We start from the raw sequence: 16,884 nt of genomic DNA on the forward strand, positions 1-16,884 counted from the left end.
CGGCATTCGCCGCCCATGTCTGAGTGGGGCACGCCATCATCGGAGCGCCGGCGAACCCACCGACCGCCGGCATTCCCCGATCAGCCAATTGCGAAACGCCGCAACCACGTCGCGCCTTGCGCTGCGCTCCGGGATCGTCAGGTAATAGGGCTGGCGCAGCGCGATCGACAGGGCATTCGGCCGGACCAGACGGCCGTCTTCCAGCGCCTTGGCGCAATAGATGCCTTGTGCCAGCGCCACGCCCAACCCTGAAATGGCCAGGTCGAGCGCTGCCCGCGACGAGTTCGCCGACAGGCCGCGCTGGATTGCCCGGCCGGGTTCGATGCCCGCCGCCTCGAACCAGTTGCGCCACGACGGAAACGACGCGCCGGTCGGCCCCCAATCGGTGTGGATCAGCGGCAGGCCGGCCAGGTTTTCCGATCTGGCGGCAAGTCCAGGCGCACAGACGGGATAGACGGCGTCCCTGACAATGTCCTCGGTCGGGTGCTCGCGATAATGCGGACCAAAGGACAGTCTGAGGTCGATCAGTTCACGGTCGAACGGCACCGGGTCGTCATCGCCGCGCAGCGAGATATCGACGGCGCCATGGCTGGCGACGAAGCCGGCGAGACGTTCCGAAAGCCAGCCCATCGCCATGGACGGCGGCACCGATACGACAAGCCGCGGGCGGAAGGCATCGCTGCCGCGCGCGATGCTGCCGATCTCCTGGAAGGCCAAGGTCAGCCTCGGCAGCATCTCGACGCCGGCTTCGGTCAGCACTACGCGACGATTGACGCGATGGAACAGCTTGCGGCCCATCTGCTCCTCGACGGTGCGGATAAGCTGGCTGACGGCCGCCGCCGAGATCGACAGCTCTTCCGCCGCCGCGGCAAAGCTCCCCGAGCGTGCAGCCGCCTCGAAGGCTTGCAGTCCTTTCAGGGATGGAAGCGCGGCCATTTGGTGATCCGATAGATAAGCTTAGCTTATCTATTTTGCAGAAATCCTCGTTTTTAGAAAGGTTTCTTGTTGGGGTAGCGTGGCGTAATGAACATATCGGCTCAGACTGAACCCAGAGACCATCGTGATGTCATCGCGTCGCTGACCAATGAGCAGCGCAGCCGCCTGACCGGCAAATCGAACGGGCCGGGACTGGTCCAGCTCGCATTTCACCTCGGCGGGATCATCGTTCTCGGCGCGCTGATCGCGGCCAAGGTGCCGTACTGGCCGCTGCTGATGCTGCCGCAAGGCATCCTCATCGTCTTCCTGTTCACGCTGCTGCATGAGACGGTGCACAGGACGGCTTTCGAGACACAGTGGCTCAACGATGCCGTGGCAAGGGTCTGCAGCCTGGCGATCGCGCTGCCGGCCGACTGGTTCCGCTACTTCCATTTCGCTCATCATCGCTTCACCCAGGATCCCGACAACGATCCCGAACTCGCCTTTCCGAAACCGAAGACGGTGCGGCAATACATCGTCCATGTCTCGGGCCTGCCGATGTGGTGGGGGCATTTGCAGACGCTCTACACCAACGCGACCGGCGGCTGCCGAGATAGCTACGTGCCGCCGAAGGGCCTGCTCAAGGTGCGTGCTGAGGCCCGCGCCATGATCGCTTTCTATGTCGTAGTCGCCGCACTAGCGCTCTGGTTCAACGCGACGGTGCTGCTCTATGTCTGGATCGTGCCGGCGCTGCTCGGCCAGCCATTCCTCAGGCTTTACCTGCTGGCCGAGCACGGTCGCTGCCCGCTCGTCGCCAACATGCTGGAAAACACCCGTACCACGCTGACCAATTGGCTGGTGCGCAAGGTTGCCTGGAACATGCCCTACCACGCCGAGCATCACGCTTATCCCGGCGTGCCGTTCCATCAGCTGCCGGCGTTCCACCAGCTGATAGAGCGGCATCTTAAAGTGGTCGAGCCCGGCTATGTCAGCTTCCACGAAAAATACATCGAGACGCTGCGCTGAATAGCGGCATTCAATCTGGTGTATTGGTGGCCGCCGTCTGCTCGACGAGGGTGACGAAATAACTCAGCACGGTCGGAACGATTGCGTCGTTGAAGATATAGCGATCGCCATGCAGTCCTTCGCCCGGTCCGACTGAGCCGGCGCCGACCCACGCATAGCAGCCGCCGGCTTCGCGGATCATGTAGGCGAAATCCTCGCAACCGAGGCTCGGGTTGAATACGGTCTCGACCCGCTCGCGGCCGACGACAGCGGCGGCGGCCTGGACGGCTTGGGCCGTCGCGGCTGATGTATTGACCAGCGGTGGGTAACCGTTTTTGTAGACGAGCTTGGCGGTCAGGCTGTTCGCCGCAGCGATACCCTCCGCGATCTCCCCGACCAGTCTTTCGCAATGGTCCGACAGAGCGGGCTCGAAGAAACGGCAGGTCCCCTGCAGCCAGACCTTGCCCGGCACGATGTTGCCGACATTGCCGCCATGGATCTGCGTGATCGAGACGACCAGCGCCGTCTGCGGATCGACCGAGCGGCTGACGATGCGCTGCACGGCCTGAACGAAAGCGCTGGCCGCGAGCACCGGGTCGTCGCCAAGCTGCGGCATGGCGGCATGTGCGCCGGTTCCCTCGAAACTCAACTCGAAAGTGTCGACAGCCGCCATCATCGCGCCGGCTCGGGTCGCGATCGTGCCGAGCGGCAGTCCCGGCCAGTTATGGACGGCGTAGACGGCTTCCACCGGGAAGCGCTCGAACAGCCTGTCCTCGATCATGCGCATGCTGCCGCCTTCATTTTCCTCCGCCGGTTGGAAGATGAAATAGACGGTCCCGTCGAAGGCTCTGCTATCGGCGAGCAGCCTGGCGGCGCCGAGCAGCATCGCGGTGTGGCCGTCATGGCCGCAGGCATGCATTACGCCGTCCTTTTTCGAAGCATATGGCAATCCGGTCTTCTCCAGCACAGGCAAGGCATCGAGCTCGGCCCTGAGCCCGATGGCGCGTGTCCCCGGCCGTCCCCTGAGGACGCCGACCACGCCGGTGCCGCCTATGCCTTCATGGATTTCGTCGAGCCCGAAGGCGCGCAGCTTGTCGGCAACAAAGCGCGCTGTCTCATACTCGCTGAAACCAAGCTCGGGATTGGCGTGGATGTGATGCCGCCATTCCACCACCTGCGGGGTGAGGGCGGCGACGGGGTCGTTGTGCAGCATTGCGCTCTCCTTGCCGGCCGTCGTAAATTCGGCCTTGTCGATGCCAGCACCTAAAGGGTTTGCGCCGGCAGCGTCTTGAACAGGATTGACCGTGTCGGGAATTCAGGAGCCGCAGGAGACAACGCAGTTCTGGCGTCATCCGCGCTTTCGCGATCTTGGCATGCTGAGGGCGCGTTTCACCCGGCATCGCTACCAGTTGCACACGCACCCGACCTATGTCGTCGCGCTGATCACGCATGGCTGCGAGCGTGTCCGCATCGGCAACGAGACCGTCGTCGCGCCGGTGGGCACGGTCCTCCTCGTCAATCCGGAGGTGTGGCACGACGGCGAGGCAGGTGCCGAGCAGGGCTGGGCCTACCGCACCTTCTATCCCTCGGTTTCCCTCATGGGCGCGATCGCTGCAGAACTCGGGCAGGATCGCGCGCCACTGTTTTCGCAATCGATCGTCGATGATGCCGATCTCGTCCAGGCGGTGGCCGCCGCACACCAGGCCTCGACATCAGGCGATGCCACAAGTGCCGAGACATCCATGCTGATCGCCTTGCGCAAGCTCGTCCTGCGCCATGGCGATTGGGGCGGCCGGAGGCGCGAGGCGGTCGAAAGCGTCGGCTCGAAAAGCCGGCTCCAGGTCTATGAACAAGTCATCGAGGATCATCTGGCTTCGGACCTCGATTTGCGGCGGCTGGCCGAAGCCGCAGGCGTGACGCGCTTTCAGGTCATCCGGGATTTCAGGAAGGCGCTCGGTCTCACGCCCGCTGCCTTCATCCGTGACCGCCGGTTGCGCCGCGCCGATCTCCTGATCCGCCAGGGCTCAAACCTCGCCGACGCCGCCTTTGCGGCCGGCTTCTCCGATCAGAGCCATCTTTCGCGCACCTTCCGCGCGGCGCATGGAATGACACCCGGGATGTTCAGGCGGGCCGGGACGCTGCCTTCGACTTGAGCAGTCGTGCCATGTCAGCCGCCTTTGACGGCACGCCGATCAGAAAGCCCTGCGCCTCGACACAGCCAGCCTTGCGCAATATGTCGAGCTGCGCTTCGGTCTCGACGCCTTCGGCGGTGACGGTGATGCCAAGCTCGGCGCCAAGCCCGATGATCGAGCGCACGATCGCCGCCGTGTCCCGGTTGTCGATATCATGGATGAACGATCGATCGATCTTGATCTTGTCGACGGGAAAGCGCCTGAGATAGCCGAGCGACGAATAGCCGGTGCCGAAATCGTCGAGCGCGATGCGGATGCCGAGTTCGCGCAGCTGCCTCAGCGTCCGCAGCACCGTCTTGCTCTCATCCATCAGCACGGTTTCGGTGATCTCCAGCTCAAGCCGCCTGGCCGGCACGCCGGAAACGGCCAGCGCCGAAATCACGCTGCGGGCGAAGTCGGCACTTCTGATCTGCACGGCCGAGACGTTGACGGCAATGCGCATTCCAGGTGGCCAGCCGGCGGCCACGCTGCAGGCCTGTTTCAGCGCCCATTCGCCCAGCGGAACGATCAGTCCGCTGTCTTCGGCGGCCGCGATGAAATCGTCGGGCGCCACCAGGCCGCGCGTCGGCGAATTCCACCGCATCAAAGCCTCGGCGCCGACGATTTCGCCCGACGCGATGTTGGTGATCGGCTGGAAGTCCAGGACAAATTCCTGGCGCTTCAGTGCCGTCTCGAGATCGGTTTCGAGCGTCCGGCGCGCCCGCGCCAGGGCATCCATGCCGGGTTCGAAAAAGCGGTAGACGTTGCGGCCTTCGCTCTTGCCGCTGTAGAGCGCCATGTCGGCATTCTTCAACAGCGTGTCGGCGTCCTTGCCGTCACCGGGATACAGCGCGATGCCAAGGCTGATGCCGACATGCATGTCGCGGCCCTTGTCGCGAAACGGCTGGCTGACGACAGCGACGATGCGCTTTGCCAGTTGTTCCGCATCGGTGGCACCTTTGGGATTGAACTGTAGGATGGCGAACTCGTCGCCGCCGAGACGGGCGACCACATCGGTCTCGCTGCGCAGGCTGTGCCGCAACCGGTCGGCCACGCACTTCAGCAGCCAGTCGCCGGCCGGGTGCCCCCAAGTGTCGTTGATGACCTTGAAGCGATCGAGGTCGAGCGAGAAGATCGCCAACGGAGTAGCAGCGGTTTCGCCAAGCGCCTGGTCGAGCCGTTCGCGGAACATCGAGCGGTTAGGCAGGTCGGTCAGCGTGTCGTAATGGGCAAGGTGGCTCATGCGCACTTCGGCGCGCCGGCGCTCGGTGATGTCTTCGAAGGTCGCCACCCAGCCGCCGCCGGCAAGCGGCCGGCGCGCAATCAGCAATGTTCGGCCATCGGCAAGGATGCGATTTGTCGAGCGCGTTTCGCCGGCCTGCAGGCTGGCCCTGGTCTTGGAGATCTCGCCGTCGATGTCGATCGACGGATAGATGCGCAGGCGCACCATCTGCTCGAGCAGGGCGCGCTGGCTCATGCCGAGCGGGAAGTCTCTGGGCTTGACGTTGTAGAGGTCGAAGAAGCGCTGGTTGCGCACGATCAGCGTACCGTCAGCGTCATACATCAGCAGGCCTTGCGACATGTTGGCCAAGGCCGCATCGAAGCGACGGTGCTGCTCCTTCAATTCCTGCTCGGCCCGCCTTTGCTCGGTGATGTCCTCATAGATCGACACCCAGCCGCCCGAGGCCAGTGGCCGGTGCGTGATGGAGATGATACGGCCGTCCGACAGTATTTCCTCGTAGGTCGAGGCTTGCGCGCGCTCGATATAGGGCTTGCGGATGGCATAGAGGTCCGCGGCGCTCTGCGAGGCGACACCGATGTCGACGCTGTGTTGGAGAATATCCAGGAACGCGATGCCGGGCCGCACGATCTTCGCATCGAGGGAGAAGATGCTGAGATAGTTGCCATTGCAGATGATCATCCGCTCGTCGGCATCGAACATGCACAGGCCATGCGACATGTTTTCGACGGCCGCCGAAAAGCGCTCGTTCTGGTGGCGCAATTCGTCTGCGATCTGCTGTGGGGCGGCGACGCCTCCGGCTCCCCGTCTGCGGACGGGCGAACCACCCTTGACGTGCGCAACGGACATGAGGCGTACCTGCTGACCGTGATCGAACCCGGTACTGTGGTTACCGCTGGTTAATTTAGCGTATGTTCACTGTGCCTAATGCACAGCAACCGTTGCCTGGCGCTGCTTTTCAAGCGTCGCATAACGCTCGAGGAACGCCGCCTGCGCCGAGGTCACCGAGCGCGGCGTGAAATCGAAGCGGTCGGCATTGAAGCCGCGCGGCCGGCCGAAGAACTCGGTTGCCTCCGCGGTCGAAAAGCCGGCGAGCAGCGTCGCCTCATAGTAGGCAGCGATCTGGTCGGCGCGCTTGATCTCTTTGCGCAGGCCGACGCCGAGTTCCGCCGGCAGCGAAAAGCGCTGATGGATGGCGCGCTGCAGGCGCAACTCGCAATCCTTGTAGGAGCCGCCCATCACCGATTTGAACGGCGAGATCATGTCGCCGATGACATATTCCGGCGCGTCGTGCAGCAGCGCCGCCAGCCGCGCATTGGCCGAGGCATCCGGCTGCAATTCGCCAAAAAGCGCCTCGACCAGCAGCGAATGCTGGGCAACCGAAAAGGCGTGATCGCCGCGTGTCTGACCATTCCAGCGGGCGACACGGGCAAGCCCGTGGGCGATGTCGGAGATTTCGATGTCGAGCGGCGAGGGATCGAGCAGGTCTAGCCGCCGTCCCGACAGCATGCGCTGCCAGGCGCGCGGCGGCGCCCCGACACGGTCGGCGGCCATCAGGCGTCCTCCGCGCCGACCGCTTCCCTGGGAAAGCTGAACTTTGCCCAGGCCGGAATGGCGAGCGAAACAGCGACGTCACCCGCCAGGATCGGTTGGCCGGCGTCGAGCGCCGCCTTGACCCGGTCGATGCGGGCAATGGCTAGGCCGATCGAGCCTTCGCTCGAGCCGAGCGTGCCGACCGGCCGCCCCGCCACCGTCAGCTCCGTGCCCGGCGTGGGCAAAGCATGGTCGGCCGAAACGATCAGCACGCGCCGTCTGGCGGTGCCGCGATGCTGCATGCGCGAGACCACTTCCTGGCCGACATAGCAGCCCTTGTTGAAGCAGACCCCGCCGGTCTCGTCGAGCAGCACGTCATGCGGGAAGGTGTCGCCGAGCTGATAGTCCGGCCCGCTTTCGGCAATGCCGTGGGCGATGCGCAGGGTTTGCCACGCAGCCTGATCGCCGCCTTCGGATGCGCCTCCATAGGAGCGGCTGACGGCTACGTCACGGAAGCGGGTATCGGCAAGTACCGTTGAATCAGAATGTGAAGCGGTTGAATCATCGCCCCATGCAACCGTCACAAGCAATTGATCCTGCTTGGCAATCTCGGCTTTGGCGCGCAGCTTGTAAAGCATCAGCCGGCGCAGGAAATCGTCTGCGACGTCGGCCCGGCATTCCAGCTGGAAGCCGCTTTCGCCGGCGCGCGCGATCAGAAAATCGAACAGGATCTTGCCCTGCGGCGAAAGCAGTGCGCCGGGCTTTGCCTCTGCGGCGGCCAGCGTATCGAGGTCGGTGGTGAGGATATTCTGCAAAAAATGCTCGGCATCCGGGCCTGACACGGAAATGAGGGCGCGGTTGTCGAGAAGGGCAAAGGGCATGGGCGGCAAAGAACCTGATCTTGCAAAACAGACGGTCATTACGTAAGCCCCTGATAGTCCCCCCGCAAGAGACCGAACGCCCATGGCCAGCACCTACGACCTCATCCTGACAGGCGGCACGGTGGTCAACCATGACGGCGAGGGCGCGCGCGATGTCGGCGTCAAAGACGGTCGCATCGCGGCTATAGGCGATCTGGGCCAGGCCTCGGCCGGCGAGACGATCGATTGCCGCGGCCTGCACATACTGCCGGGCGTTGTCGACAGTCAGGTGCATTTCCGCGAGCCGGGGCTGGAGCATAAGGAAGATCTGGAGACGGGCTCGCGCGCGGCTGTGTTGGGCGGCGTCACCGCCGTCTTCGAGATGCCCAACACCAACCCGCTGACCACCAGCGAGGCGGCCCTTGCCGACAAGATAAAGCGTGCCACCGGCCGCATGCATATCGACTTCGCCTTCTGGGTCGGCGGCACCCGCGAGAACGCCGGCGATGTCGGCGAACTCGAGCGGCTCCCCGGTGCGGCCGGCATCAAGGTGTTCATGGGTTCCTCCACCGGCGACCTGCTGGTCGAGGATGACGAGGGTGTCGCATCGATCTTGAGAAACACCCGCCGCCGCGCCGCCTTTCACTCCGAGGACGAGTTCCGGCTGCGCGAGCGCCTTGGCCTGCGTGTCGAAGACGACCCGTCATCGCACCCGGTCTGGCGCGACGAGATCGCCGCCTTGCGCTGTACCGAGCGGCTGGTGCGTATTGCGCGAAACACCCGCGCCCGCATCCATGTCCTGCACATCTCGACCGCGGAAGAAATCCTGTTCCTTGAACAGCACAAGGATGTTGCCACCTGCGAGGCGACGCCGCATCATTTGACGCTCGCGGCCGACGACTATGCGCGGCTGGGCACGTTGATCCAGATGAACCCGCCGGTGCGGGCGGCACGCCATCGCGACGGCGTCTGGCACGGCATTGCGCAAGGCATCGTCGACGTGCTGGGCTCCGACCACGCCCCGCACACGCTGGCCGAGAAGGCAAAGCCCTATCCGGCCTCGCCGTCGGGGATGACCGGGGTGCAGACGCTGGTGCCGATCATGCTCGACCACGTCAATTCAGGCCGGCTGACCCTGCAGCGCTTCGTTGACCTGTCCAGCCACGGCCCGCAGCGCATCTTCGGCATGGCCCGGAAAGGCCGCATCGCCGCCGGCTACGACGCCGATTTCACCATCGTCGACATGAAGCGCCGCGAGACCATCACCAATGCGCAGGCCGGCTCCAAGGCCGGCTGGACGCCCTATGATGGCAAGCAAGTCACCGGCTGGCCGGTCGGCACCGTCGTGCGCGGCCGCCGTGTAATGTGGGATGGCGAGATCGTCACGCCCGGGCAGGGCAAGGCTGTGGAGTTTTCCGAGGCGCTGCCGAAATAGCCTGACAGCAAAAACTCAATCTCCGGCGACGAAGAATGTCCACTGCCCGGCGGGCGTGATGCCGACGCGATAGAAGATGTAGGCGCCGAACTGCTTCATGTCGTCATAGTCGCCGGCGGTCACGATCTTGAACAGTTCGACCCGCTGTTTGGCGTCAAGCTTGTCCAGCGGCAGGGCGAAGAAATACGGCCAGACATAGAGCTCCTGCGGCGTGCCGACGTCGACATGGACATAGCCGGCATTGAGCACCTCTTCCATGATGGCGAGGATTTCCTGGCCTTCCTTGTCGCCTGAAAGCCCCTTCAGGAAGGCGATCGGGTCGCCCTCGATCTCGCCCAGCGACAATTGGGTCATGGTCTCGCCCGTGCCGATCAGGGGCCGCAGCTTCTCGATGTCGCCGCTGACGCAGGCTTCGACCATCAGGTCGTGCATGCGCCTGACCGGTTCCGGCAATTTGGAAAGGTCGTAGACGACTTCAGGCACCGGCGCGTCGGGATCGGCACGCGGGTTGGCCACGCCGCCATCGTCGGTCGGCCCTTCCGGCTCGCTTTGTTCGGGCTCTTCGGGTGATTTCGGCTGGCTGGCCGCTGGCGGCGTCGTGCCGGGCAGATCGGGCATCGGCACGGAATTTTCGGAGGGCGCCGTCTCACCATTGGCTGGCGGCTCAGCCGGCGCCGGAAGCTCCTCGCGCTTGATCTCGCTCAGCGCGTAGGCAGGGCTGCTTGTCAGGACAAGTGCCGGCGGAACCGCGGCGCAGGAAGCGGCAAGCCAGATGCTGAGGACCAGTCCGCGAGGCTGGCCTGACATCGAAAAATTCACCGCTTGCCTCTCCTTGGGCCTGGGCTCCTTCAGGTGCCAGGCATGATGCCCAAACGGCGCGCCGTCGTCAAAGAACCGATCAAGGCGCCGTAGCGCCGGTGTGCGCCCAGAGGGACGCGCGCCGCTCTAGTGCCGCAGCCGCTCCGGCTCGAAAGCGCCGGCGATCACCTTTTCACGCATGCGGTCGAGCAGGGCAAGAGCTGAAGTCTCGCCATTGGCGCGCAGCATCTCGCCGAACGCCGTTTCAAGTGCTGCCTCGGCAATGATTTCCGGCTCGATGCCGGCCGACAGACCTTCCGCCCAGGCCTCGCTATGGCTTTCCACCGCGGTCAGGCGCTTTTCTTCCCTGACCAGCGCGTCGATGTCGTTGACGCCATGTTCCATTGCGATGTCCACCCTTTTCAAGCGGCGATCCGACGGGTCGGATCCGGCTTGGGCTGTCCCTATCTCCACGCAGGCTAAGTAAGCATTTGTAAATACGACATTTTTTTGATCGTGTTTGACAAACTTCATCGCCAGCGTTCGGTCCGATTCAAACTTAGCCGATTAGACCGGTGAGCGGGATGAAAACCTTCAGTTTGAGTTAATTCCACATCCGCGCGCTAACGTTTCGTTAATACTGTTGCGAAAGTGCAACACCAACATTGCATCAACGTGCCGTGGATACAAGGCGGGGTGCTCGAAAAGGCGTTGGCTGTGACGCGGTCTGGCGCTCGTCAGTTGCCGTAGCGCGAAGCGATGTCGCGGGTCAGTGTCTCGCCTTCCTTCATGTAGCGGCTGATGGCCGCGGTCGCCGACGGCGTGCACTGCGTGTAGGCGCCGCGGAAGGAACGGTAGCCGCGATTGAAGCTGGCGATGAATCGGGCGCGCCGCTCGGGATCTGGATTTTCCGAATCGATCAGCTTCTCCATCTCGGTGCGCCACTGGTCGCCCTTTTCGCCGCACAGATTACGCAGGAAGTGCAGCGACCCCAGCACCTCGGCCAGCCGCATCAGCCCAGGCTCGAACGGCGACTCGGCGGCCGGCGCCGGCTGCACGGCGGTGCCGGCGGCGAGGCATGCGGCGAGGAAGAGCGCGGCGCGGGTCATAAGTCTTTCTGGCCAAACAATTTGTCGCCTGCAAGGCGATTCTCTGTGTTCAGATACCGGGATCGCTTGAGCCCAGAAGCTCCTCAGCGACCTCAAACACATCGCCTGCGAGCGGCATGTCGGTCATTTCTTTCAGCGTATAGAAGGCGGCGGTCTCGGCGTCGTCACTGGCTGTCGCCTCGCCCCCGGCATAGACAGCGCCGAACACCGTCAGGAGATAGTCGACCGGGTGATTCTCGCCGCTGCCGTCGATGTGGATGTCGCTAAGCGGACGATAGTCTTTCGCCCGCAACCCGGTTTCCTCCAGCAATTCGCGCGCCGCGGCTTGCTCAAGAGTTTCGCCAGGCTCGACCTTGCCGCCGGGAAAGGCATAGACCCCTTGCGACGGCGGCCGCGCCCGCTTGACCAGCAGCACTGTCGTGCCGCGCACAACGGCGACGGAGACGGCGGGAAGTGTCTTGCGCTGCTCGTTCATCGATCGCGATTCGCCTATATGAGGTCAGACCCTTGTGGACGGCTGGCGGCATTGAGCTTTAGCGGTTGCGCAACGCCGGTTCCATCGCCACCTTCGCATGACACCATTCAGAGACCTTAGCCTATGTGCGGACGCTTTGCCCTGACGGCCACGCCGGACCAGACCGCTGCCTTGCTCGGCCTGGCGGCGCTGGAGGAGTTTCCAGCCCGCTACAACATCGCGCCGACGCAGCCGGTGCTGATGGCGCTCTCCGGACCGCCGCGCATGCCGGGCTCGAATTTTCCGGATCGCCAGGCGATGCTGGTGCGCTGGGGTCTGATCCCGGCCTGGGTCAAGGACACCGGGGAATTTCCGCTGCTGTTCAATGCGCGCTCGGAAGGAGCGGCGGAGAAGGCCTCGTTCAAAGCCGCCATGCGCCATCGTCGCGCATTGGTTCCGGCCTCCGGCTTTTATGAGTGGCAGCAATCGGGCAACGGCAAGAAGGGCCAGCCCTACTGGATACGGCCGAGGAATGGCGGGCTCGTCGCCTTTGCCGGGCTGGTCGAAACCTATGCCGAGCCGGGTGGTTCGGAGATGGATACCGGCGCCATTCTCACCGTCAACGCCAATGCCGGCATCGCCCATATCCATGACCGCATGCCGGTGGTCATCGCGCCGGAGGATTTTGCCCGCTGGCTGGACTGCCGCGCGCTCGAGCCGCGCGACGTGGCCGACCTGCTCAGACCTGCACAGCGCGATTTCTTCGAGGCTGTGCCGGTCTCCGACCTCGTCAACAAGGTCGCCAACACCGGGCCCGAGATACAGGACAGGGGCATCGTCGGGCCTGAGCCCGAGAAGGTCAGGCGCCAGAAGCCCGGCGCGGACGACAGTCAAATGACATTGTTTTAGAGCACGACCCCAAGAAACCAGTCTTCGGGAAGAACCTGCTCAATCGGGAAGAGCTGTTATTTTCAGGCGCGCTCAGGCGCCTCAGCCTTCCGTGCCGGCGTACGCCTTGGCGGCGGCCGGTGCCCGGGCTTTGATCAGGCAGCGCGGGGCGAAGTGATTTTCGGTGCCGGCTTCTTCTTCTTGGCAGTGTGGAGAAGGGCGGCGACGATAGCGGCCGGGCCGATCGCGCGGTAGTGGTTGGCGAGCGCCGGTTGCTTGGCGCGGCTCGATTCCTGCTTGGTTCGTGACATCGATCTCTTCCCTGGTAACATTTCTGTGTCTGCGTTTGCCGGCCGAATCTGACCGAATCGTGACCCATGGTGAACTAGCCGGCGAATGTTTCATGACTGTGCTGACATGTTTAATAAAATGTTTCAGTGCCTCATGACCTGTGATCCAGCGGCGCTTTTGCCGGAAGTTGCGACTTGACGGCAACACCGGCCAAGGCGATAAAGCCGCCCATGAAAACGTTTTTCGCCATTTGTGGCATTTGCATTATTGGCTAGCCTCGCGCTGGTCCGGACGTTTTCGCCTCATCTTTCCCCAGAGTGGACAAACGCCCCGGCCAGCAGGCTGGAGCCCGATTTGTGCCTTGGCATAGGACGGCTCTAACCAGAACTTAGTTGACCGGAAGGGCACGCATGTCTGACGCATCGAAGGGTCTCAGCCTCTACAACACGCTAACGCGGACGAAGGACGCGTTCGTCCCGATCGACGCTGGGAATGTGCGCATGTATGTCTGCGGCCCGACCGTCTACGACTTTGCCCATATCGGCAATGCGCGGCCGGCGATCGTCTTTGACGTGCTGTTCCGTTTGCTGCGTCATGTCTACGGCGAGGCGCACGTTACGTATGTGCGCAACATCACAGATGTCGACGACAAGATTAACGCCCGCGCGCTGCGCGATTTCGGCGCCGAGATTGCATCCGGAAGACTGACGCTCAACGAGGCGATCCGCCGCGTCACGGAAAAGACGGCCGACCAGTATCACAAGGATGTCGCGGCCCTCGGCTGCTTGCCGCCGACGGTCGAGCCGCGCGCCACCGAGTTCGTCGCGCGCCGCGCCGATGGCAAGGCCGACATGATCAGCCTCATCGAGCGCCTGATCGAGCGCGGCCATGCCTATGTCGCCGCCGGCGAGGTATTGTTCGACACCGCCTCGATGCCGGATTACGGCGAACTGTCGAAGCGCAATCTCGACGAGCAGCAGGCAGGCGCCCGCGTTGCCGTCGACGCGCACAAGAAGAACCCCGGCGATTTCGTGCTGTGGAAATTGTCGTCACCGGAAGAGCCCGGCTGGGACAGCCCTTGGGGCAGGGGCCGGCCCGGCTGGCACATCGAGTGCTCGGCCATGTCGGCCGCCTATCTCGGTGACGTCTTCGACATCCACGGCGGCGGCCTCGACCTGATTTTCCCCCACCACGAGAATGAGATCGCCCAGTCGCGTTGCGCGCACGGCACCGACGTCATGGCCAATGTCTGGATGCACAACGGCTTCCTGCAGGTCGAAGGCCAGAAAATGTCGAAGAGCCTCGGCAATTTCTACGCCATCGCCGAACTGCTGGAGACCGACACATTCGGCGGCCGCAAATGGCCGGGCGAGGTGCTGCGGCTGGCGATGCTGATGACGCATTATCGCGAGCCGATCGATTTTTCGATCCGCAAGCTGGAGGAGGCCGAGAACACGCTGCGCAAATGGAAACGCGCAGCCGATCTCGCACCGGCCGCAGGGCAAGTGCTGGCGGAAGTCGTGGCAGCGCTGTCGGACGACCTCGCCACCTACGCCGCCTTCCAGCAGCTGACGCAGCTTGCCGGCGAGGCCGCGGACGGCAACGAAGCTGCCGCTTCGCTGAAGGCCTCGCTGCTGTTCCTCGGCTTCGATGTCGTTGCGGCCAAGGTCGATGAGGCTGCGGTCGCCAAAGCCATCGCCAAGCGCCTGGAACTGATCGCCGCGAAAAACTGGGCCGAAGCCGACCGCGTGCGTGATGAGCTGCTGGCGCAAGGCGTGCAGCTTAAGGACGGCAAGGATCCGGTCACGGGCGAAAGAATCACCACCTGGGAGGTAAAAAGATGATCGATCATCTCGGCATCAACGTCGCCGATTTCGACGCTTCGAAGGCCTTTTACGATCAGGCGATGGCGCCGCTAGGCGCCTCGCTGATCTACATGGTGCCGCTGGAATATACCGGCGGCGCCAAGGTCGGTGGCTATGGCCGCGACCGGCCGGTGTTCTGGCTGCAGGCCAGCAACGATGAGCCGAGGACCCATCAGCATGTCGCCTTCACCGCGCGCAGCCGCGCTGAGGTCGATGCGTTCCATGCGGCCGCCCTTGCCGCCGGCGGCAAGGACAATGGCGGGCCGGGCCTGCGGCCGCATTATCACCCGCACTATTACGGCGCCTTCGTCTTCGATCCCGACGGCAACAATGTCGAGGCCGTCTGCCATGCCCCGGAATGAATATGAAACGGAGCGAGATGCGATGAGCCTCGACAATCGGCCGATCTACACCGGCGGCTGCCAATGCGGCGCGGTGCGCTTCCGCGTCGAGGGCGCGCTGGGCGATGCCTCGATCTGCCATTGCCGCATGTGCCAGAAAGCGTTCGGCGCCTTCTACGCGCCGCTGGTTTCGGTGCGTGGCGCCAAGCTCGACTGGACGCGTGGCGAGCCGAAATATTTCGCCTCGTCCAGTCACGTCGACCGCGGCTTCTGCGCCAATTGCGGCACGCCGCTGACCTTTACCGCGCCTGATGGCGTCGGCCTCGCCATTGGGGCGTTCGACAATCCGGCCGAAATCGTGCCGCTGATCCAGTGGGGCACAGAGGCAAAGCTGCCCTATGTCGACACCATCCCGCAACTGCCCGGCGAGGACACGATGGCCGACATGTCATCGGCGCCTTATCTCGCCGAACTCGTCTCCTACCAGCATCCCGACCACGACACCGAACAATGGCCGCCAGAGGAAAGACCATGACCGATGATATCAGAACCGGGGGCTGCCAGTGTGGCGCCGTGCGCTTCCGCATCAGGGGCAAGCTCGGCCGCCCCTCCATCTGCCATTGCCGCATGTGCCAGAAACAGTTCGGCTCATTCTTCGGCGCGCTGGTGACGGTGCCCAAGGACGGTGTCGAATGGGTGCGCGAGGAGCCAACCTACTTCCAGTCGTCGGTCAACATCGATCGCGGCTTTTGCGCCCGTTGCGGCACGCCGCTGACCTATCGCCAGCCGGGCGCGCTGGAGATCGCCATCGGTGCCTTCGACGACCGCTCGGATCTCGCGCCGCAGATCCAGGTCAACTACGCGGCTCGCCTGCCTTGGGTGGAGAAGATCTTCGAGGCGCCGATCCTCGACGATCCCGACTTCTATCGACGGCAGGAGCAGATCATCTCCTTCCAGCATCCCGACCACGAGACGGCCAACTGGCCGCAGCAGGGCTTGAAACTATGACGATGCACAGCAGTTCCTTGCGTACGCTTTATCCCGAGATCGAGGCCTTCGCTTCCGGCATGCTCGATGTCGGCGACGGCCACCAGATCTATTGGGAGCGCTCCGGCACCAAGGGCGCCAAGCCGGCGGTGTTCCTGCATGGCGGTCCCGGCGGCGGCATCTCGCCAAAACATCGGCGGTTATTCGACCCGAAGCTTTACGATGTCATCCTGTTCGACCAGCGCGGCTGCGGAAAATCGACGCCCAACGCCTCGCTCGACGCCAACACCACCTGGCATCTGGTCGCCGACATCGAACGCCTGCGCGAAATTTGCGGCTTCGATAAATGGCTCGTGTTCGGCGGCTCCTGGGGCTCGACGTTGGCGCTCGCCTATGCCGAGACGCACTCAGATCGCGTCAGCGAGCTCGTCGTGCGCGGCATCTACACGCTCACCCGCGCCGAGCTCGAATGGTATTATCAGTTCGGCGTCTCGGAGATGTTCCCCGACAAGTGGGAGCGTTTTCAGGCGCCGATCCCTGAAGCCGAGCGCGGCGACATGATGGCCGCCTACCGCAAGCGGCTGGTTGGCTCCGACCGCAAGGCGCAGCTCGAAGCCGCCCTTGCGTGGAGCCTGTGGGAAGGCGAGACGATCACGCTGCTGCCGGAACCGGAAACCAGCGACAAGTTCGGCGAGGACGATTTCGCCATCGCCTTTGCCCGCATCGAGAACCACTATTTCGTTCACGCCGGCTGGCTCGAGGAGGGACAGCTGCTGCGCGACGCGCACAAACTGAAGGACATCCCTGGCACCATCGTCCATGGTCGCTACGACATGCCGTGTCCAGCGCGCTACGCCTGGGCGCTGCACAAAGCCTGGCCGAAGGCGGATTTCCACCTCATCGAAGGCGCCGGCCATGCCTATTCGGAACCGGGGATCCTCGATCAGCTGATCAGGGCAACGGACAAGTTCGCAGGAAAGAAATGACATCGG

The 16,884-nt window shown here is 63.7% G+C and carries 19 protein-coding genes; 9 read left to right on the plus strand and 10 right to left on the minus strand.

Translation table 11 applies throughout. The features are described from left to right. Positions 1-36: 36 nt before the first annotated feature. The gene (locus AC1D1N_RS20410) at positions 37-936 is read right to left on the minus strand and encodes a LysR substrate-binding domain-containing protein (RefSeq protein ID WP_477350623.1); all 900 of its coding nucleotides are present in this window, start codon (positions 934-936) and stop codon (positions 37-39) included. Between the two features lie 87 nt (positions 937-1,023). Between AC1D1N_RS20410 and AC1D1N_RS20415 the strand changes: the two genes are divergently transcribed. Then, complete coding sequence (locus tag AC1D1N_RS20415; RefSeq protein WP_112560742.1) at positions 1,024-1,941, plus strand: fatty acid desaturase family protein; 918 nt, start codon at positions 1,024-1,026, stop codon at positions 1,939-1,941. Positions 1,942-1,951: 10 nt separating this feature from the next. Here the strand turns inward: AC1D1N_RS20415 and AC1D1N_RS20420 are convergent, their stop codons facing one another. Continuing rightward, the gene (locus AC1D1N_RS20420) at positions 1,952-3,133 is read right to left on the minus strand and encodes an amidohydrolase (protein WP_436259064.1); all 1,182 of its coding nucleotides are present in this window, start codon (positions 3,131-3,133) and stop codon (positions 1,952-1,954) included. A gap of 91 nt (positions 3,134-3,224) precedes the next feature. On the opposite strand from AC1D1N_RS20420, the gene AC1D1N_RS20425 reads away from it, so the two are divergent. After that, positions 3,225-4,073, plus strand: coding sequence for an AraC family transcriptional regulator (locus AC1D1N_RS20425; protein WP_436259065.1), 849 nt, complete (start codon positions 3,225-3,227; stop codon positions 4,071-4,073). On the opposite strand, the gene AC1D1N_RS20430 is transcribed toward AC1D1N_RS20425, so the two are convergent. The 3 genes from AC1D1N_RS20430 to ygfZ all read right to left on the minus strand — a co-directional run bounded on the left by AC1D1N_RS20430 (position 4,042) and on the right by ygfZ (position 7,745). After that, a complete protein-coding gene (locus AC1D1N_RS20430) occupies positions 4,042-6,180 on the minus strand; it encodes a putative bifunctional diguanylate cyclase/phosphodiesterase (RefSeq protein ID WP_477350626.1) in 2,139 nt (712 codons plus the stop codon). The genes AC1D1N_RS20425 and AC1D1N_RS20430 overlap by 32 nt on opposite strands. Before the next feature lie 75 nt (positions 6,181-6,255). After that, complete coding sequence (locus AC1D1N_RS20435; RefSeq protein ID WP_112560745.1) at positions 6,256-6,885, minus strand: HD domain-containing protein; 630 nt, start codon at positions 6,883-6,885, stop codon at positions 6,256-6,258. Further along, positions 6,885-7,745 carry a CAF17-like 4Fe-4S cluster assembly/insertion protein YgfZ gene (ygfZ, locus tag AC1D1N_RS20440; RefSeq protein WP_477350628.1) on the minus strand — a complete coding sequence of 287 codons (861 nt, stop codon included), beginning with the start codon at positions 7,743-7,745 and terminating at the stop codon, positions 6,885-6,887. The genes AC1D1N_RS20435 and ygfZ overlap by 1 nt, the downstream gene beginning before the upstream one ends. Before the next feature lie 82 nt (positions 7,746-7,827). Here ygfZ and AC1D1N_RS20445 point away from each other — a divergent pair, with 82 nt between their 5' ends. Beyond that, complete coding sequence (locus AC1D1N_RS20445) at positions 7,828-9,159, plus strand: dihydroorotase (protein ID WP_477350630.1); 1,332 nt, start codon at positions 7,828-7,830, stop codon at positions 9,157-9,159. Positions 9,160-9,174: 15 nt separating this feature from the next. Here the strand turns inward: AC1D1N_RS20445 and AC1D1N_RS20450 are convergent, their stop codons facing one another. The 4 genes from AC1D1N_RS20450 to AC1D1N_RS20465 form a co-directional block, all read right to left on the minus strand. Continuing rightward, positions 9,175-9,978 carry a hypothetical protein gene (locus AC1D1N_RS20450; protein ID WP_477350632.1) on the minus strand — a complete coding sequence of 268 codons (804 nt, stop codon included), beginning with the start codon at positions 9,976-9,978 and terminating at the stop codon, positions 9,175-9,177. 126 nt (positions 9,979-10,104) lie between these two features. Next, a complete protein-coding gene (locus AC1D1N_RS20455) occupies positions 10,105-10,362 on the minus strand; it encodes a hypothetical protein (protein ID WP_008874920.1) in 258 nt (85 codons plus the stop codon). Between the two features lie 332 nt (positions 10,363-10,694). Next, entirely contained in the window at positions 10,695-11,066 is a 372-nt protein-coding gene (locus tag AC1D1N_RS20460; RefSeq protein WP_477350634.1) for a TIGR02301 family protein, read from the minus strand. A 49-nt stretch (positions 11,067-11,115) separates the two neighbouring features. Then, positions 11,116-11,541, minus strand: a complete 426-nt coding sequence (locus AC1D1N_RS20465; protein ID WP_477350635.1) for an NUDIX hydrolase — start codon at positions 11,539-11,541, stop codon at positions 11,116-11,118. Between the two features lie 123 nt (positions 11,542-11,664). Between AC1D1N_RS20465 and AC1D1N_RS20470 the strand changes: the two genes are divergently transcribed. Beyond that, positions 11,665-12,429: an SOS response-associated peptidase gene (locus tag AC1D1N_RS20470; RefSeq protein ID WP_477350637.1), complete on the plus strand. Its 765-nt coding sequence runs from the start codon at positions 11,665-11,667 to the stop codon at positions 12,427-12,429. 134 nt (positions 12,430-12,563) lie between these two features. Here the strand turns inward: AC1D1N_RS20470 and AC1D1N_RS20475 are convergent, their stop codons facing one another. Further along, complete coding sequence (locus tag AC1D1N_RS20475) at positions 12,564-12,719, minus strand: hypothetical protein (protein WP_112560752.1); 156 nt, start codon at positions 12,717-12,719, stop codon at positions 12,564-12,566. A gap of 390 nt (positions 12,720-13,109) precedes the next feature. On the opposite strand from AC1D1N_RS20475, the gene cysS reads away from it, so the two are divergent. The 5 genes from cysS to pip are packed head-to-tail and all read left to right on the plus strand — an operon-like array spanning position 13,110 to position 16,878. Continuing rightward, positions 13,110-14,543 carry a cysteine--tRNA ligase gene (cysS, locus tag AC1D1N_RS20480; RefSeq protein ID WP_477350639.1) on the plus strand — a complete coding sequence of 478 codons (1,434 nt, stop codon included), beginning with the start codon at positions 13,110-13,112 and terminating at the stop codon, positions 14,541-14,543. Continuing rightward, entirely contained in the window at positions 14,540-14,926 is a 387-nt protein-coding gene (locus AC1D1N_RS20485) for a VOC family protein (RefSeq protein ID WP_192256744.1), read from the plus strand. The genes cysS and AC1D1N_RS20485 overlap by 4 nt, the downstream gene beginning before the upstream one ends. Positions 14,927-14,948: 22 nt before the next feature. Continuing rightward, positions 14,949-15,440 carry a GFA family protein gene (locus AC1D1N_RS20490; RefSeq protein ID WP_112560756.1) on the plus strand — a complete coding sequence of 164 codons (492 nt, stop codon included), beginning with the start codon at positions 14,949-14,951 and terminating at the stop codon, positions 15,438-15,440. Beyond that, positions 15,437-15,913: a GFA family protein gene (locus tag AC1D1N_RS20495; RefSeq protein WP_477350641.1), complete on the plus strand. Its 477-nt coding sequence runs from the start codon at positions 15,437-15,439 to the stop codon at positions 15,911-15,913. Before AC1D1N_RS20490 ends, AC1D1N_RS20495 begins: the two co-directional genes overlap by 4 nt. Before the next feature lie 2 nt (positions 15,914-15,915). Next, the gene (pip, locus tag AC1D1N_RS20500; RefSeq protein ID WP_477350643.1) at positions 15,916-16,878 is read left to right on the plus strand and encodes a prolyl aminopeptidase; all 963 of its coding nucleotides are present in this window, start codon (positions 15,916-15,918) and stop codon (positions 16,876-16,878) included. Positions 16,879-16,884: the final 6 nt, after the last annotated feature.

Source organism: Mesorhizobium sp. P2_B5 (genome assembly GCF_056404775.1).

What these genes read in the sequence shown, in the direction of transcription:
- AC1D1N_RS20465 (WP_477350635.1), bottom strand. Translation starts at nt 11,541, where the DNA reads ATGAACGAGCAGCGCAAGACACTTCCCGCCGTCTCCGTCGCCGTTGTG.
- AC1D1N_RS20490 (WP_112560756.1), top strand. Translation starts at nt 14,949, where the DNA reads ATGAGCCTCGACAATCGGCCGATCTACACCGGCGGCTGCCAATGCGGC.
- pip (WP_477350643.1), top strand. Translation starts at nt 15,916, where the DNA reads ATGCACAGCAGTTCCTTGCGTACGCTTTATCCCGAGATCGAGGCCTTC.
- AC1D1N_RS20415 (WP_112560742.1), top strand. Translation starts at nt 1,024, where the DNA reads ATGAACATATCGGCTCAGACTGAACCCAGAGACCATCGTGATGTCATC.
- AC1D1N_RS20495 (WP_477350641.1), top strand. Translation starts at nt 15,437, where the DNA reads ATGACCGATGATATCAGAACCGGGGGCTGCCAGTGTGGCGCCGTGCGC.
- cysS (WP_477350639.1), top strand. Translation starts at nt 13,110, where the DNA reads ATGTCTGACGCATCGAAGGGTCTCAGCCTCTACAACACGCTAACGCGG.
- AC1D1N_RS20460 (WP_477350634.1), bottom strand. Translation starts at nt 11,066, where the DNA reads ATGACCCGCGCCGCGCTCTTCCTCGCCGCATGCCTCGCCGCCGGCACC.
- AC1D1N_RS20470 (WP_477350637.1), top strand. Translation starts at nt 11,665, where the DNA reads ATGTGCGGACGCTTTGCCCTGACGGCCACGCCGGACCAGACCGCTGCC.
- AC1D1N_RS20485 (WP_192256744.1), top strand. Translation starts at nt 14,540, where the DNA reads ATGATCGATCATCTCGGCATCAACGTCGCCGATTTCGACGCTTCGAAG.
- AC1D1N_RS20435 (WP_112560745.1), bottom strand. Translation starts at nt 6,885, where the DNA reads ATGGCCGCCGACCGTGTCGGGGCGCCGCCGCGCGCCTGGCAGCGCATG.
- AC1D1N_RS20420 (WP_436259064.1), bottom strand. Translation starts at nt 3,133, where the DNA reads ATGCTGCACAACGACCCCGTCGCCGCCCTCACCCCGCAGGTGGTGGAA.
- AC1D1N_RS20410 (WP_477350623.1), bottom strand. Translation starts at nt 936, where the DNA reads ATGGCCGCGCTTCCATCCCTGAAAGGACTGCAAGCCTTCGAGGCGGCT.
- AC1D1N_RS20430 (WP_477350626.1), bottom strand. Translation starts at nt 6,180, where the DNA reads ATGTCCGTTGCGCACGTCAAGGGTGGTTCGCCCGTCCGCAGACGGGGA.
- AC1D1N_RS20475 (WP_112560752.1), bottom strand. Translation starts at nt 12,719, where the DNA reads ATGTCACGAACCAAGCAGGAATCGAGCCGCGCCAAGCAACCGGCGCTC.
- AC1D1N_RS20455 (WP_008874920.1), bottom strand. Translation starts at nt 10,362, where the DNA reads ATGGAACATGGCGTCAACGACATCGACGCGCTGGTCAGGGAAGAAAAG.
- AC1D1N_RS20445 (WP_477350630.1), top strand. Translation starts at nt 7,828, where the DNA reads ATGGCCAGCACCTACGACCTCATCCTGACAGGCGGCACGGTGGTCAAC.
- ygfZ (WP_477350628.1), bottom strand. Translation starts at nt 7,745, where the DNA reads ATGCCCTTTGCCCTTCTCGACAACCGCGCCCTCATTTCCGTGTCAGGC.